Annotated in this window: 15 protein-coding genes; 13 read left to right on the forward strand and 2 right to left on the reverse strand. The window is 54.8% G+C overall.

The window, feature by feature from the left end; genetic code table 11:
• Positions 1-378, reverse strand: a 378-nt coding sequence (locus GTN70_09245; GenBank protein NIO17168.1) for a hypothetical protein, incomplete at its 3' end; no start/stop codon positions are given.
• Between the two features lie 129 nt (positions 379-507).
• Between GTN70_09245 and GTN70_09250 the strand changes: the two genes are divergently transcribed.
• From GTN70_09250 to GTN70_09260, 3 genes are all read left to right on the forward strand, one after another.
• Complete coding sequence (locus GTN70_09250; protein NIO17169.1) at positions 508-978, forward strand: hypothetical protein; 471 nt, start codon at positions 508-510, stop codon at positions 976-978.
• A 204-nt stretch (positions 979-1,182) separates the two neighbouring features.
• Positions 1,183-2,034, forward strand: coding sequence for a 3-hydroxybutyryl-CoA dehydrogenase (locus tag GTN70_09255; protein NIO17170.1), 852 nt, complete (start codon positions 1,183-1,185; stop codon positions 2,032-2,034).
• Positions 2,035-2,074: 40 nt separating this feature from the next.
• On the forward strand, positions 2,075-2,299 hold the full coding sequence (locus tag GTN70_09260) for a hypothetical protein (protein ID NIO17171.1): 225 nt from the start codon (positions 2,075-2,077) through the stop codon (positions 2,297-2,299).
• A gap of 24 nt (positions 2,300-2,323) precedes the next feature.
• Here GTN70_09260 and GTN70_09265 read toward each other — a convergent pair whose 3' ends face one another.
• Entirely contained in the window at positions 2,324-3,664 is a 1,341-nt protein-coding gene (locus GTN70_09265) for an AAA family ATPase (protein ID NIO17172.1), read from the reverse strand.
• Between the two features lie 142 nt (positions 3,665-3,806).
• On the opposite strand from GTN70_09265, the gene GTN70_09270 reads away from it, so the two are divergent.
• The 10 genes from GTN70_09270 to GTN70_09315 form a co-directional block, all read left to right on the forward strand.
• Entirely contained in the window at positions 3,807-4,661 is an 855-nt protein-coding gene (locus GTN70_09270) for an NAD(+) kinase (GenBank protein ID NIO17173.1), read from the forward strand.
• Between the two features lie 7 nt (positions 4,662-4,668).
• Positions 4,669-6,339: a DNA repair protein RecN gene (gene recN / locus GTN70_09275; protein NIO17174.1), complete on the forward strand. Its 1,671-nt coding sequence runs from the start codon at positions 4,669-4,671 to the stop codon at positions 6,337-6,339.
• Positions 6,336-6,827: an N-acetyltransferase gene (locus tag GTN70_09280; protein ID NIO17175.1), complete on the forward strand. Its 492-nt coding sequence runs from the start codon at positions 6,336-6,338 to the stop codon at positions 6,825-6,827. The genes recN and GTN70_09280 overlap by 4 nt, the downstream gene beginning before the upstream one ends.
• The gene (locus GTN70_09285; protein NIO17176.1) at positions 6,808-8,142 is read left to right on the forward strand and encodes a TldD/PmbA family protein; all 1,335 of its coding nucleotides are present in this window, start codon (positions 6,808-6,810) and stop codon (positions 8,140-8,142) included. The genes GTN70_09280 and GTN70_09285 overlap by 20 nt, the downstream gene beginning before the upstream one ends.
• Positions 8,142-8,804, forward strand: a complete 663-nt coding sequence (locus tag GTN70_09290) for a pyrimidine 5'-nucleotidase (protein NIO17177.1) — start codon at positions 8,142-8,144, stop codon at positions 8,802-8,804. The genes GTN70_09285 and GTN70_09290 overlap by 1 nt, the downstream gene beginning before the upstream one ends.
• Before the next feature lie 24 nt (positions 8,805-8,828).
• Entirely contained in the window at positions 8,829-10,049 is a 1,221-nt protein-coding gene (locus GTN70_09295) for a diguanylate cyclase (protein ID NIO17178.1), read from the forward strand.
• 13 nt (positions 10,050-10,062) lie between these two features.
• On the forward strand, positions 10,063-11,562 hold the full coding sequence (locus GTN70_09300) for an Rne/Rng family ribonuclease (GenBank protein ID NIO17179.1): 1,500 nt from the start codon (positions 10,063-10,065) through the stop codon (positions 11,560-11,562).
• 82 nt (positions 11,563-11,644) lie between these two features.
• On the forward strand, positions 11,645-13,171 hold the full coding sequence (locus GTN70_09305; GenBank protein ID NIO17180.1) for a 4Fe-4S dicluster domain-containing protein: 1,527 nt from the start codon (positions 11,645-11,647) through the stop codon (positions 13,169-13,171).
• A 1-nt stretch (position 13,172) separates the two neighbouring features.
• Entirely contained in the window at positions 13,173-13,616 is a 444-nt protein-coding gene (locus tag GTN70_09310; GenBank protein ID NIO17181.1) for a 4Fe-4S ferredoxin, read from the forward strand.
• The coding region (locus tag GTN70_09315) for an FAD-dependent oxidoreductase (GenBank protein NIO17182.1) at positions 13,617-14,470 on the forward strand (854 nt) is incomplete at its 3' end.

Consider the following 14,470-nt stretch of genomic DNA (forward strand, 5'->3'; position numbering starts at 1 on the left):
AAAGTCCCGTGGCTTTTTCCCTTTCATCTTACCCAGAAGTTCGATGATCGCTTTCTTCAACCCTGTGAGTTTTATCTTCGAGCTGAAGACCTTTACCCGGGAATCCTTCGGCAGCGAGCGTATCGCGCCGCGGACCCAGTTTACGTATGAATGACCGATGCTTATGGGAAGCATGTCGGTGCTCGTGGGGTCGAGAAGCTCGTCGATCCTCGCATGCCACAGAGGGATGTGCATGCCGAGGAACTCGCCGGGGTTGGGGACGCCAAGGGTGGTCAGGAGCTTTTCCCTGTCCTTCGGTTTCCGCTCCGAAGCGGGGATTCCGAAAAACCGGTTCAGAGCCCTTTCATATCGCACCAGATCTTTTTTTATGGGATTCATAAAAGTCACCTTCAATAAAGAAAAACGTAATTTTATTTTATCATCCAGAGTTACCCGTTCAAGGTCTTTTCATGAAAAAATGGTTTTCAGAAGTTGTATAATCTAGAGAAACATCATCGGGGGAAAGCGATGGAATTGAAAAGTCTGGTCGAATCTTCCATTACGATGGAGTTCATGTCCATGATCATCTATCAGGAACTGGCGAACAGAATGATCGACGACAACTCGAAGAAGGTTCTCAAATATCTTGCGAGGGGAGAGGAGACCCACATAGCGAAGCTCGTGGAAATCTTTTCAAATTACGACGAACAGGGAAGCGAGGCGATTTCTGAAGTGGACATCATCCGGTCCCACAGGAGGGAGGCAATCGGGAAGCTGGAGAAGGCCCTCGACAAGTGGGGCATCTCCCCGGATTCCCCCCCGGAAAGCATTCTCGATTTTGCCCAGGATGCGGAAAGGTACGCGTTTAACTACTACATGGATCTTGCACAGAAAAGTGGCGACGGGGAACTTGCCGAAGTATTCAAGACCATCGCGAAAGAGGAAAAGGACCACGAAGTAAACATCATTCGGTTGCGGGAGATGATAAAAGCCGATTGATCTTTCCTTCCTTGCCTGAACTATGGTGAAATATTTTATTCGTCTCAGCGGCCAGGTCCCGCGATCCCGATCGAGACGGGAACCTGGGTTCCTGCCGCTGTGGGCCCCTCGAGTGCTGTGCTGAGGCGGACGGTAAAAGGTCTGTCCTATTCGGGGAGATGCCAAACAGGGTCCCTCTGAGAGAAGGGGCTGAGGGGGTAAACAATGCCTGAAAAGATAGTCGTCGTTGGCGCGGGGGTAATGGGTTCCGGAATTGCCCAGGTTCTCGTTACCGGAGGGTACGAGGTGGCCCTCGTCGATGTGGCCGATGAAGTTCTCGAGGGGGCAAGGACGGGTATCCGTGCCCGGTTGGCACGGTTGAAAGAAAAAGGGGTCATCGATGAGGAATCGTTTTCCGGGGCGATGGGGAGGCTCAAGATCTCTGTAGACCTCCTCGGGGAGGTCAGGGACGCTCTCTTCGTCATCGAGGCGGTTCCGGAGAAGCTGGAACTGAAACAGGATCTCTTTTCCTCTATTTCGCGGGAGGCCCCCCGGGACGCCGTGCTTGCCAGCAACACGTCGGAGTTGTCCGTGACGGCCATTGCCGGTGCCACCGTTTGTCCCGATAGAGTGATCGGTATGCACTGGTTCAACCCGCCTCCACTCATGAAGCTCATCGAGGTCGTCGTCGGCGTGGACACCTCCACCGAGACGGTCGATAAAACCGTTGCGCTCTCAAAAGCGGCGGGCAAGGAAGTGGTAATCGTTCAGGACAGACAGGGGTTCGTCACCACGAGGGTTCTGTGTGCTTTTCTCATCGAATGTTACCGGGTGCTCGAAGAGGGCATAGCCACCCGGGATGATATCGACAAAGCTGTCAGGCTCGCCTTCAACCATCCCATGGGCCCCTTCGAGCTGTCTGATATGATCGGCCTCGATACGATCCTGTTTGCTTCAAAGGGCCTGGCCGGGGCCTTCGGGGAGAGGTTCAGGGCTCCCCAGTCGCTGGTCAAACTCGTCGAGGCGCAAAGGTGCGGGGTCAAGAGCGGCGAGGGATTCTACAGATACGAAAAATAGGAAANNGGGGATTTCGGATTGGGGAGCTTCTGTTTTTTTAATGGCTTTTCTCAACAAAATAGTGAAACTTGCGGTGGCTCTGGTATTTGCCGCTGCGGTGGCGCTTTCCTTTGGTTTTGTCGTGGAAAGGGTAATTGCATCCCTGGTCCCGAAAATCTACCCGGGAGCCGGTCACGTTATCAAGGCGGTGGTGTTCGTCATATCATTGCCGATTTGCTTTTATCTCGTTGAGAGTTATTTCATCAGGAAGGAAAAGGGCAGGTAGTGCGGGAAACCGAATATCCGGGAGTTATGAGCTGCTATCGTCATCTGGAGGATACTTCCCCCACAGCCTTTCCAGGGTCTCTCTGATCTGCTCTTCAAGCCCTCTTGCCGATGGCAGGTAGTATCGTCTCCGCGTTAGAGTTTCGGGGAAGTAATTTTCCTCAACGAAACCGCTATCGTAATCGTGGGGATACCGGTAATCGCTGCCGTAATCGAGTTCCTCCATCAATTTTGTCGGGGCGTTTCTCAGGTGAAGGGGGACAGGCTGTGCGCCCGTTTCCACCACATCCTGCATCGCGCGGTTAAAAGCCCGGTAAATGCTGTTGCTTTTCGGTGCCCACGCAAGGTACACGGCGGCCTGGGCAAGGGCCAGCTCCCCCTCGGGTGAACCGAGGACGGTGTAGGTTTTATGCGCCCCGAGCGCTACGTCGAGGGCACGGGGGTCAGCGTTCCCTATGTCCTCCGATGCAAAACGTATCATTCTCCGCGCTATGTAGAGGGGGTCTTCTCCTCCCTTGAGCATCCGTACGAGCCAGTAGAGCGCGGCATCGGGATCTGAGCCCCTGAGTGATTTGTGGAGGGCGCTGATCAGGTTGAAATGCTCCTCACCCGCCTTGTCGTAGAGGAGTGCTTTTTTCCGCAGCGCCTCTTCCGCTATTTGCAGGTCTATCCTGCTGGTATCCCTCGTCTTTGCGATGAACGTTGCGGCTTCAAGGGCGTTTATAACGGCCCTGCCATCGCCGTCGGCACTTGCGATCACGTGCCTCCTTGCCTCTTCCGTGACGGTGTACCCCTCTTTATGCAACCCGTGGGTCGGATGGTCGAGGGCCCTGGTCAAGATTCTATCCAGATCGGCGCTCTTTAACCTTTCAAGGACGAGGACCCTGCAGCGGGAAAGGAGAGCGCCCCGGATTTCGAAGGAGGGGTTCTCCGTGGTGGTCCCGATGAGTATGACCGTCCCGTCTTCCGTGTGGGGAAGCAGCGCATCCTGCTGGGCCTTGTTGAACCTGTGTATTTCATCGATAAAGAGTATTACGGGTTTTCCCGCTTTTATCCTGAGGGTTTCAACCTGTTTTATTGCATCCTTGATTTCTTTGATACCCGAGAGCACTGCCGAATACTTGAGGAAGGTGGCTTTGAGCTCCTTGGCTATGATCCTGGCAAGGGTCGTCTTTCCGGAACCGGGCGGCCCCCAGAATATCAGCGAGGGGAGCTTTTTCTCCAGAATCGCCGAGGAGAGAAATTTCCCTTTCCCCAGTATGTGGGTCTGTCCGAAGAAGTCATCGAGGCTTTCGGGTCTCAGCCTGTCGGCAAGGGGAGCCGTTTTCCCCCGTTCCCGCTCGTAAATCTCTTTGAAAAGTTCCATCTCACCCACCTTTTTCCCAACCCTCCTCGAAATTAATCATTCTTAAGAATTTACAATTCTGATAGAATTTCCATCAATAAAAATATTATACGGTATCGTGCAAAAGGAAAAGGCCCCCTCCGGGGATAAAAGGAGAAAAGTGTTGAAAAATATTGGTATTATTGCCAAGCACACGGAAGAGAAAACTGCCGAGGTCGTCTCGGGCCTCGTCGACTGGATCGAGGGAAAAAAGAAAAAAGCGATTCTCGACCGGGAAACAGCCTCGGTGATGCGCGCGGAAAACGGCGTTTTACGTTCACGGCTTCCGGAGATGTCCGACATCATCGTCGCCATAGGGGGCGACGGGACGCTCCTTTCAGCGGCGAGGGTGGTGGGGGAAACCGGCGTTCCGATACTCGCCGTGAACATGGGGAGCCTTGGGTTCATTACGGACGTAACCCTCGACGAGCTTAACTCGGTCATGGAGTCCGTGGTATCCGGTGATTTCGAGTACGACGAGAGGATGATGCTCGTGTGCCACGTTCACCGGCTCGGCGAGAGGGTTGCGGACTATACCGTGCTGAACGACGTGGTTATCAACAAGGGCGCCCTGGCAAAGATAATTGATATAAGGGCCTATGTTGACGAGCTCTACCTGACGACATTCAAAGCCGACGGCCTTATCATATCCACGCCCACGGGGTCCACGGCTTACTCCATGTCTGCGGGAGGCCCCATCGTCTACCCGGCGATGAAGTGCATCCTCGTGACTCCCATATGTCCCCACACCCTTACCAACAGGCCTCTCGTCATACCGGATAGCATGGTGATAAAGGCCGAACTCAGGACCAAGGAAACCGATATTCTGCTCACCCTCGATGGGCAGGTGGGCTTCGGGATAAGGGAGGATGATATAATCGAAGTGAAAAAGTCGAAATTGCCCCTCAAGCTCGTCAAGTCGCCTTTTAAAGGTTTTTTCGAGGTCCTCCGGACGAAACTGAAGTGGGGAGAGAGGTAAACCGTCCTTGCTGTCAGAAATTTCCGTCAAAAACATTGCTCTCCTGGAGGATGTGCAGGTCAACTTCCGGGAGGGCTTTAACGTAATCACCGGGGAAACGGGAGCCGGCAAGTCTATCCTCATCGAATCGCTCAAACTTGCCCTGGGGGAGAAAGTTGCCCAGAAACTTGTTCCCCGGGCAGATGAAGGTCTCGTCGAGATAGTGTATGACCTGCAGGGAGACGAGGAAACGGCCACTTCTCTCGAGAGCGCGGGCTTTTCTCACACGGACTCCCTCATCATGAGAAGAAAGGTTTCGCCTCATGGCAGGAGCCGCATTTACGTCAACGACTCGCCGGCGACGGGACAGTTTGCCGCCGAGATCACATCGGAGCTGGTGAGCATCCTCGGGCAGCATGGATACCAGCGGCTTTTCGGCTCCCGCAACGCGACGAAATTGCTCGATGCCTTCTCCGGGGCGCTTCCCCTGTACGATGAGTACCTGGGCGTGTACAGGAATTGGAGGAAGGTCATCAGGGAAATCGAGGTCCTGAAGGAAGATGCCCCCAACGTCTCAGGCAGAATGGAGTGGCTCGAAGGGTCAATCGCCGAGCTGACCGCGTTGGACATGAAGCCCGGCGAGGAAAGAGAGATCGAGGAGGAGCTCCCCCTGCTGAAAAACGCGGCAAAGATAAGGGAGGCGATCAGCGAAACCATCGATATGATAGACCAGAGCGACGACAGTTCTCTTTCCATCCTGAAAAGAAGCGTCGACTCCCTGAAAGACGCATCCCGTTTCGATCCCGCCCTTGCCGGGATTGCCACGAAGCTGGAAGAGCATATGTTCGGCATCACCGACATCGCGAGGGATCTCATGAAACGGTTTTCCGTGATAGACATCGATGAGGAGAAATACCAGCTCCTCGCAGAGAGGCTCAGCAACATCAAGCGTCTTTCGAGAAAGTATGAAGTTCAGCCGGAGGGGCTGATTCCCCGGATCGAAGAGCTCAAGGCGGAGCGGGTGAAAACTCAGGGTTCCATTGACTCGTTGAACTATCTCGCCCGCGAAGAGGAGAATCTCAGGGAAAATATGCTCGGCCTCGGCAGGTCTTTGAGCAAAAAGAGGCGGGAGAGCACTGCCGACTTCGAGGGCTCAGTCCTCGCCGAGCTATCGGATCTCGGCCTGTCAGGAGCGTTGTTCAGGGTCGTATTTACGGACTTAAACGAGGACGAACTTTCCTCTTACGGTCTCGAGAGGGCCGATTTTTTCTTCTCCCCCTCCTCCTCCTTTGCGGGAGGCCCCCTGTTTCATATCGCCTCCGGCGGGGAACTTTCACGGATCATGCTTGCTGTGCACAATACTGTCTCGGGGGGAGAAAAGTTCAAAACACTCGTTTTCGACGAGGTCGATGCGGGGATAGGCGGTTCGATGGCAGAGGTTATCGGTGAAAAGCTCAAGCAGCTCTCTTCCTCGGCCCAGGTTATCTGCATCACCCACCTGCCCCAGATCGCGGCGCTGGCAGATCATCACATCAAAATCGTCAAGGTCAGGAGCGGGAAGCGGGAGAGGGCGGTTGCGAAGTCACTCGACCGCAGGGAGAGAGTCGCCGAGATTGCGAGAATGGTGTCCGGGGAGCGGGTCAGCGATGAGGCCAGAAAATATGCAGAAAACCTTTTGAAGAGCGGTTCGAAACGATGAAAATCAGGAGAGCCACCATAAAGGATGCCCGTGAGATCTACGCCTTGATAGCGAACTTCGCCGCACGGGGGGATATGCTGCCCCGGCCGCTCAGCGAAATTTACGAGCATATCCGTGATTACCTGGTCTGCATCGACAACGAGGGCAGGTTGCTGGGAGTCTCCTCACTTCACATCATGTGGGAAGACCTGGCCGAGATCCGCTCTCTCGCCGTCTATGCAGAACATTCAGGGAAAGGAGTGGGCACGAAGCTGGTGGAGGCGTGCATAGATGATGCGGTTATTCTTGGGATAAAAAGGATTTTTGCTCTCACCTACAAGCCCGCATACTTCAAGCGCTTCGGGTTTGACGAGGTGGACAAATCTACCCTTCCGCAAAAGATCTGGTCTGATTGCCTGAAGTGCTCAAAGTTCCCTGACTGTGATGAGACTGCAGTTATCAGGGATATACAGGACCAAAAAAGGGTGTATGAAGAGGCTCATCAATAAGATAGAACGCATGATCGCGAAAAAGGATGTCGACGATTTCGAGGTGTCTGCCATCGAGTCTCAGAGGACCACCATCGAGTCGAAGGACGGGAAGGAGGACTTCATAGCCGAGTCAGACTCCCGTGCTTTTGCCGTCAGGCTGTTGAAGGGTCACCGTCTGGGGTACGCTTACTCCATGTCCGATGATGATGCGTCACTCATGGCCATGGTGGAGGGGGCGGATTTTGCCGCGTCGAATCAGGACGAGGACGAACATGTCCTGCTGCCCGAAGGGCCCCGGAAGTTCCCGGCTGTCCAGTTCTCTCCCCGCGAGAGTCCCGTCGACCTGAGGAGGAAGGTCGATTTTGCTGTAGACCTCGAGATGCTCACCAGGGGAAGGGACAAAAGAATCACAAATGTCCGCTACGCTACCCTTCGCGAATCGTCCTCTACCTTTTACCTGAAGAGTTCGCGGGGAGTTGAGGGTGAGTACGAAAAATCTCTCTACCTTGCCTACGTCTATGCTGTTGCCGATGAAGGGGGCCAGTCGGAAACGGGGTTCGGTATCGATTTTGCGGAAACCTTCGAGGGTATCGAATCGCTCAAGGAAAAAGTGGCAGAAGATGCAGCCATGAGGGGGCTCCGCATGCTCGGGGCACGGAGAATAAGGACGGGGCGCTACCCCGTGGTCATAGAGAATGGCGCGATGACGGAGCTTCTGGGGGTGCTGGTGCCCTCTTTCAACGGCAGGAACGTTGCCCTGGGCAAGTCTATGCTCGCAGGTTTACAGGGCAGGAAAGTTTTTTCAGAAGAGATCACCATTCTCGACGACCCGCTCATGCCGGGCGGCATGGGGAGCTGCCCTTTCGACGGGGAGGGAGTAGAGTCGAGAAGAGTCGACATCGTCACAGGGGGGATATGCGGGGAGTACCTCACCGACTCCTACTGGGGAAGGAAGCTGGGAACGGGCACAACGGGAAGCCTGAGGAGGGATAATATAAAAAACGGCCCTGACATCGGCATCTCAAACCTGTACATAGAGCCCGGGGTCGCCCGGCTCGGAGACATTTACGGGGAGCTCGGCAGCGGAGTTCTGTTGACGGGATTCATGGGAATTCACACTGCCGACCCTGTTTCCGGGGATTTTTCCGTTGGGGCCTCGGGGATCTCCTTCGACGGGGGTGCAATGCGCTACCCGGTGAGAACTTTCGCTGTGTCGGGAAATATAGTAGAGTTGCTGGGAAGGGTTGTTTCCAGGGGATCGGATCTCGAGATGTATGGAAGCACCGGGTCCCCTTCGATAGCCTTCGAGTTCATCGATGTGGGAGGGGAATGATGGCGAAGGAATTCGTTTTCGACCTCGATAATACCCTCTACTCTCCTGAGTTGGGCCTCTGGGAATTGATCGATGGGAGAATAGAGGAATATGTCGGGCGAGTTTTGAATGTGGATCCGGAAACAGCCAGGAGCGTCAGAAAAGGATTCTTGAGGGTATACGGAACGACGCTGAAGGGGCTGATGCTGAACCACGGCGTCGATCCCCCTGATTACCTTTCCTATGTGCACGATGTAGACATCGAGGGGATGATCGAGCGAGACGGGGAGCTCCTTGACATGTTCAATTCGATCCCCTACCGGAAATATGTATTTACCAATGCTTCTTCCGATCACGCTTCACGGGTCTTGGCCTCGCTGGGTATCGAAAAGTGTTTCGAGGAGGTCTTCGATATACACTTCATGGACTTTCTTGCGAAACCGGGGATATACCCCTTCCGGAAGCTCGTGTCATACCTGGGCGTCGATCCCGGATCTATCGTCTTCTTTGACGATTTCGAGGAGAATATCAACACGGCAAAGAGGCTCGGCATCTTCTCGGTCCTCGTTTCCCGAAACGGAAAAGGGGCGGGGGCTGACATGGTCATCGACAGCGTGAAAAAAATACCCTCCGTCCTCGATGACATTCTAAAGGGCAAGGACGATCGGTTCGATAGGAACTAAGAGAAGCGTGAAGGATTCGTGCATATGACTTTTGCCTGGTTTACCTTTGTTGCCGGTGTTGTGATCGGGGTCGTCGTCGGCTACTTCATTTCGAGCTCGAGGCTCGAGACGAAGTTCATCAGGGCTGTATCCGCGCTGAAAGAGGAAGTCACCGGCCTGCGGGGAGAGGTGGCAATCCTGAAGGACGCTCTTTTACGGTCCGAGGAGGAGAGGGAGAAGTTAGCCCGTTTCAACGTACTCATTCCTGAGATTATCAGAAAGCTCACAACCAACGTTTTCTCCGATGACATCCCATTTATTGCCGTTCGGACGATAAAGAGCTTTTTCGGCGCGGGCCTCGTGGCCTTTTTCCGGAAGGAGTCGGAAGACGAGTATATCCTGAAAATGGGGGCCGGGTACGCGGACCATCTGAATGGAACCCTGCGTGTAAGAACGGGTGAGGGTATCGTGGGCATTTCCCTCGAACAGAGGAAGACCCTGAGTGCCGAAGATTACACGGACCTGGAAAGGTACTCGAGAGTATCATTATCAGAGTTCGAGAGGAAGGGCTTGAAAGCCCAGCTGGTAACCCCTATTATCGGGGTGGAGGGCATCTACGGAGCAGTTGCGGTTGCAGACATGTCATTCCGGTTACCGGAGGAAAAGAGATATCTGTCCATGATCGGGGATATTATCGGCCTTTCATACGATAAGGCGAAGATTATTCTCGACGCGGAGCTTGCCGATGTGATAGACGAAATGTGCGGCGTTTACAGCAAGGACTACTTCGCCCAGCGATTTGTTTCTGAACTGAGAAAGGCGGATAACTACCTCCTTCCCCTTTCTCTGGTGATGCTTCAGATAGACGGGTTCGAAGAAACAGAGGGGCGTGGAAGTCCCGGGGTAAGGGACGCCATTGTTCAATTCGTGGCAGGGGTTGCCAGGGAGAAGACGCGGAGGGCGGATTTTGTCGCACGGGTCGACACCGACAGGTTCGTTATCGTCATGGTGGCGTCGACGAAGGAACAGGCTTATGTGCACGGGGAGAGGCTGTGCAATGCCATCAGCTCTGCCCGTCTCTCGATTCCCGACGAGAGGGAGGATGTTTCGGTAACCGTGAGCGGAGGTGTCTCCGGTTACCACATCGATGGAGACCAGCCCGCAGATCTTATCAGAGCATCGGAAGAAGCTCTCCGGGTGGCCAGATCCAGCGGTGGTAACAGGGTAGTTAAGCATGAGCGTGAAAGAAGAAACGGGAATGCGTAGGAACTGAGGGAAGATGGCCCAGAAAAAGAGGAAGGAAGAGAGGAAGATATTATTCAATACCCTTTTCCCTGAGGAGGCAAGGGGGGTCATTTCTACGGGCCAGGATGTTGAGCTCGTGGAAATGGAGAACCAGCTGGAGAGGGGTATCGTGGGAAACATCTACCTCGGGGAAGTCGAAAACGTTGAGCCGGCGCTGCAGGCGGCATTTGTGGACTTCGGGGGCAAAAGAAACGGGTTTCTCCCCTTCTCCGAGTTTTTCTCTCCCGCCCTGGTTTCGAGAAAGAAATCGAAAAAAAGGAAGAACAACCATCCCGAGGGGAAGGTGTATCTGAAAAAAGGGGACAGGATAATCGTCCAGGTTGTGAAGGATGAATCCCCGCTCAAGGGTGCCGTCCTGACCTCCTACGTCTCCATTGCCGGGCGGTACCTGGTATTGATGATGGGGATGAGGAAAGCGGGGATATCGAAGAGAATAACCGATGAGGGGACCCGGGAGAAGATCAAAAAGCAGGTGGCCAAGCTGAGTCTCCCCGCGAACATGGGCGTCATCGTCAGGACGGTTGGAGCCGACAGAAAATTGAAGGAGCTCAGGGAGGACCTGAGGAAGCTCAAGGAGCACCTGGGGATCGTCCAGAAGAAGGCGAAGGAAATGGAAAAGCCCGGTATCCTCTATGCGGAGCAGGACCTGGTAACCCGTTTCCTGAGAGACCACTATGATTCGGCTGTGTCCAGGATTGTGGTCGATACTGACGCGTCCTACGAAAGGGCCCTCGGTTTCCTGAACATATACGCCCCCGAAAAGAAGGGAGACCTTTTCCGATACAAGGGCAAGGTCCCGATTTTTGATCATTACCGTGTCGAGGAGGGGGTAGAAAAGATTTTTTCAAACCGTGTGGAACTCGCGTCGGGGGGATACCTTATCATCGATGTCACCGAGGCGTTTATCACTATCGATGTGAATTCGGGCAGGAGCGTGAAGGATAGGGACATAGAAGAGACAGCCTACAGGACGAATCTCGAGGCTGCCAGGGAAATCCCCCGGCAGCTCCGCCTGAGGGACCTTGGCGGTATCATTGTGATGGATTTTATCGATATGGAGAACAGGCAGCACAAAAGAGAGGTCGAGAGGGCTGTTCGGACGGCAATGCGGGGGGAGAAGGCGCGGCATGATATCGGTCCTATCGGGAAATTTTCCGTGATGACCATGACGAGGCAGAGGCTCGGTACGTCCCCCTATGCGGTTCGCTTCGAGGAATGCCCGAGCTGTTTCAGGTCGGGAAAAAGAAAGAGCTCTGGTTCGGTGAGTTCAGAGTTCTTCAGAGAAATTCTCAGAAGAAGCGTTCCCGATGAGGAAAATGTGTTAAAATTTACCTTGAGTCCACTACTCTTCGAATATATCGTGAACACTCTTTCAGAGAGAATCAGGGAGATCGAGGAGTACACGGGCAACAGGCTGGATCTCAAGGTCGATTTTTCCCTGCGGGGGTATTCGTTTGCAGGTGCACCACCTTGATGGTGAGAAGGCCTTAGAGTTAACTTTCATCTGATAATTTACTGTTTTGTCTATTCCTGAACATGGGGCGAATTATATGGTCATGAGCAGCCGACTCTGGACGGACAATTTCCACGACTTCCTCGTAGACCGGGACCAGGAGAGGTGTATCCAGTGTCTCGTATGTGTAAGGCAGTGCCCCTACGAGGCGAACATCTACCGTGAGGCGGCAGACGTGGTCGACTCGGTTCACAAGAACTGCACCGGCTGCCATCGCTGTGAGGCACTGTGTCCCACTCGCTGCATAACCATAAGGCTCAACCCTTCTGAACTCCGTCCTCACGCAACCTGGACGTCCAGGAATGTCAAGAACGTCTACAAGCAGGCACGGACGGGGGGTGTGCTCCTCACCGCGACGGGCTGCGAACTCGACTATCCCACCTACTTCGATAATATCCTCATCGATGCATGCCAGGTGACCAACCCCTCCATCGACCCTCTCAGGGAGCCAATGGAGCTTCGGACCTACATAGGGAGAAAGCCCGAGAGGCTGGAGATGGAAACGGGGGAAGACGGAAGGGTCAGGCTGAAGACTGAGATTGCACCCCAGCTCACCTGCGAGGTGCCCATCCTCTTTTCCGCGATGTCTTATGGGGCGGTGAACCTGAACTTTTGCGAGGCCCTTGCAATCTCCGCGACCGGGACGGGAACCTACTGGAACACCGGGGAGGGGGGGCTCCACAAAAAGCTCTATCCTTATGGAGCGCGCACGGTGGTCCAGTGCGCCTCCGGAAGGTTCGGGGTGAGCAAGACCTATCTCGAGACGTCGGCAGCCATTGAGATCAAGGTCGGCCAGGGGGCAAAACCCGGAATCGGCGGCCATCTGCCTGGCGAGAAAGTGAACAGGGATATTTCGGAAACCCGGATGATTCCTATCGGGAGCGACGCTATTTCCCCTGCTCCCCATCACGATATCTACTCGATAGAAGACCTGAGGCAGCTCATATTTGCCCTGAAGGAGGCTACCGACTACGAGAAACCCGTCTTCGTCAAGATCGCTGCGGTGCACAATTCCGCGGCTATAGCGAGCGGGATCGCACGGGCAGGGGCAGATGCCATCGTTATCGACGGGTTCAGGGGGGGCACGGGAGCGGCACCGACGATGATACGGGACAACGTGGGCATTCCCCTCGAACTGGCAATTGCCTCTGTTGATGACCTGTTGAGGTCCCAGGGCATCAGAAATGAGATTTCTCTTATAGCGGGGGGAGGGATACGGAACAGTGCAGACGTGGTGAAAATAATCGCCCTGGGGGCCGATGCCGCGTATATCGGCACTGCTGCGAAGGTTGCCGTGGGCTGCACCGTCTGTCAGAGGTGCTACACGGGAAAGTGTCCCTGGGGAATTACGACGAACGACCCGACGCTCTCGAAGAGGTTGAACGTCGAGATTGCCGCGGAGCAGCTCACCAACCTCATCGACGGGTGGGCCCACGAGATCAAGGAGATGATGGGGCTCATGGGAATAAACGCCATCGAGAGTCTGCGGGGAAACAGGGAGAGGCTTCGCGGTGTCGGCCTCACGGACCGGGAGCTGAACATCCTCGGACTCAAGCACGCAGGTGAGTGACATGAAGAGAGTTTACCCCAAGGAAGAGTACTGCATGGGCTGCGCTCTTTGCCTCGTGGCCTGCGTGGTGGAGCACTCGGAGAGCAAGGACATTCTTCTGGCCTACAAGAAAGAGAGTCCCCGGCCGGGGGAGAGGAACGTCGTTGAGGAGGGGTTCGAGGGTGACTGTTTCTCGCTGCAGTGCAGGCACTGTGAAAGGCCGGACTGCGTCGACGCGTGCATCAACGGCGCTCTCTACAGGGATGACGGGGTGATAAAGGTAAACAAGGATCATTGTGTTGCCTGCTGGATGTGCATCATGGCCTGCCCCTACGGGTGCATTTACAAGGAAAAAAACAGGGAGGGCGGCTGGAATTCCAACAAGTGCGATCTCTGTCCCGATCGAGAGATTCCCGCCTGCGCAGAGGTCTGTCCCAACAGAGCCCTCGTGTACGAGGAGAGGTAGATGAGGTACGTGATCATCGGCAACTCGGCCGCAGCCGTTCACGCCATAGAGGAGATACGGAGGATGGATGAATCGGGGGAAATCGTCGTCTTTTCCCGCGAACCGTACCTGGCCTATTCCCGTCCCCTGATAACGGAATATCTCTTCGATGGCGTTCCTGAGAGGAAGATGGCCTATCGCGATGCGGCGTTTTACAGAAGGCACTCCGTGGACCTGAGGCTCGCCGTCGAAGTGGTGAAGATCGACAGGACGAGAAAGGAGATTGTCGATTCAAAAGGGGGCGTAACGGTGTACGATAAACTGCTTCTCACTGCCGGGGGTGTCCCCTTCGTTCCGCCCCTCAAGGGAGGGGACCGGGAAAACATATTCACCATGATGACCTGGGACAGCGCGAAAAAGGTGAAAGAAAAGCTCAAGGATATCCGCCGCGCCGTTGTTCTCGGAGGCGGCCTTATCGGTATGAAGACCGCCGAGGGGATTCACGAGGCGGGGGTAAAGACGACGGTAATCGAACTGGCCCCTCAGATCCTGAGCAGGATTCTCGATTCTGGGGGTGCCCGGTTGTTCGAGGATTACCTCCAGAAGCGGGGAATGGACATAATTCTGGCGGACACGCTGGAAGAGGTTCTGGGAGACGGCCGCGTTTCCGGCGTCCGGCTTCGAAGCGGGCGGGAAGTCGAGTGCGATATCCTCATCCTTGCCATTGGCGTCGTTCCCAACGTTTCGATTGCGAAGGAAGCGGGGCTCGATACGAACAGGGGGGTCCTGGTCAATGAAAGAATGCGGACGAGCGACCCCGATGTGTTCGCCGCGGGGGATATCGCGGAGTCTTACGACCTGGTCGTCGATGAAGC

The sequence above is a fragment of the Deltaproteobacteria bacterium genome (assembly GCA_011773515.1).
In the GTDB taxonomy this organism is placed as follows: Bacteria; Desulfobacterota; Deferrimicrobia; order J040; family J040; genus WVXK01.

Bases quoted from the DNA above. Each gene is read 5' to 3' on its own strand.
- GTN70_09305 (NIO17180.1), top strand. From the start codon at position 11,645: ATGAGCAGCCGACTCTGGACGGACAATTTCCACGACTTCCTCGTAGAC.
- GTN70_09295 (NIO17178.1), top strand. From the start codon at position 8,829: ATGACTTTTGCCTGGTTTACCTTTGTTGCCGGTGTTGTGATCGGGGTC.
- GTN70_09285 (NIO17176.1), top strand. From the start codon at position 6,808: ATGAAGAGGCTCATCAATAAGATAGAACGCATGATCGCGAAAAAGGAT.
- GTN70_09260 (NIO17171.1), top strand. From the start codon at position 2,075: ATGGCTTTTCTCAACAAAATAGTGAAACTTGCGGTGGCTCTGGTATTT.
- GTN70_09250 (NIO17169.1), top strand. From the start codon at position 508: ATGGAATTGAAAAGTCTGGTCGAATCTTCCATTACGATGGAGTTCATG.
- GTN70_09300 (NIO17179.1), top strand. From the start codon at position 10,063: ATGGCCCAGAAAAAGAGGAAGGAAGAGAGGAAGATATTATTCAATACC.
- GTN70_09290 (NIO17177.1), top strand. From the start codon at position 8,142: ATGGCGAAGGAATTCGTTTTCGACCTCGATAATACCCTCTACTCTCCT.
- GTN70_09265 (NIO17172.1), bottom strand. From the start codon at position 3,664: ATGGAACTTTTCAAAGAGATTTACGAGCGGGAACGGGGGAAAACGGCT.
- GTN70_09255 (NIO17170.1), top strand. From the start codon at position 1,183: ATGCCTGAAAAGATAGTCGTCGTTGGCGCGGGGGTAATGGGTTCCGGA.
- GTN70_09310 (NIO17181.1), top strand. From the start codon at position 13,173: ATGAAGAGAGTTTACCCCAAGGAAGAGTACTGCATGGGCTGCGCTCTT.
- GTN70_09280 (NIO17175.1), top strand. From the start codon at position 6,336: ATGAAAATCAGGAGAGCCACCATAAAGGATGCCCGTGAGATCTACGCC.